Annotated in this window: 1 pseudogene; it reads left to right on the top strand. The window is 54.9% G+C overall.

Annotated features, from left to right (window positions below):
* Positions 1–300: 300 nt before the first annotated feature.
* A pseudogene (locus ACYQ3M_RS11580) lies at positions 301–1,106 on the top strand (DDE-type integrase/transposase/recombinase).
* Positions 1,107–1,221 lie beyond the last annotated feature (115 nt).

Raw genomic sequence — 1,221 nt, 5'->3', positions numbered from 1 at the left:
TGGGCGGCAACTTTCCCATTTTCGATGGTTGGGGCAGAACAATTACCTGGCTCATAACCCTTGGAACGGCAAGATCGAAGAAGCTTAACTTTACCAAAAAGAGCCTTTAATGGGAAAGTACAGGTTGTTCTCAGCAGCCCTTTTTCTCCAACTGCCTAGAAATCGACCTAATGAAAAAGGGATTAAGTGTCCGGTCCCACACCATCATATTCCCCGAAGCGGTGCTAAACTTTTTGAAGCACACTGGCTCTTCAAACGCCTGTTGCCAGACCGGAAAGCATCCAAGGGAGAAGCGTAACCATGCCCCGAATTCACGCCAACGCCCGAACAACACTTTGGATTCGCCGTGAGATTCAACAAGCACCGGTTTTGGTCAGTCACCGCGAGCTTGCTAGGCGCTACGGGATCCATCGGCACACCATAGCGAAATGGCGAAATTTGGTCCTTGCCCGAACCTTTCTCAACCCCAACCTCAGCCGCTCGCGACGCTACCTGCGTCGCCACGGGGTCTTGAACCTCAGGATACTGCAAAAGGAACGCGAAACCATCGAAGGGGGTTCGAAAACCACCCCGCGGCAGTTCAAAGAGTACGAACCTGGGTTCATCCCCATCGACGTCAAGTAGCTCCCGCAAATGCCCGATGAGGCGCAGCGCCGTTACCTCTTTGTGGCGATCGATCGGGCAACGCGCGGGGTTACTCTGGAAATCCACAAAGATAAGAGCGCGGAAGCCGCGACACGCTTTCTCGCGAACGTCCTTGCCAACGCTCCATTTGTGGTGCGTACGGTTCTCACAGACAACGGCAAGGAGTTCACCGACCGCTTCTGCGCCGCAGGCGAACGCCCCCCACGGGACGCCATCCGTTCAATCCACTCTGTGCGGAAAAGCGCATTGCCCATCGGCTCATCCAACCTCGCTACCCGCAAACCCATGGGAGGGTGGAGCGATTCAACGGCCGCATTGCCGAGATTCTGCGCTCGGAACGCTTTGTCTCGGCAGCCGACCTGCAAGAAACGCTCACACGCTCTCTCTGGGCGTACCATCACCGCATTCCTCAACGCGCTTTGGGCCACAGGACACCCATTGAGAAACTCCGAAGGTGGTAAACCGAGCGACCAGAGCTGTTCGTTTCAAGGGTAGATAATGTCACGGGGCTTGACATCTACTAAAGGATTATGCTGATTGACCTCGGTGCTTCCTAGATAGTGTCGTCACAAGATT

This window comes from Methylothermus subterraneus (assembly GCF_054656915.1).
The sequence above is the reverse complement of the archived record's forward strand: the minus strand, read 5'-3'. Positions and strand labels throughout refer to the sequence as shown.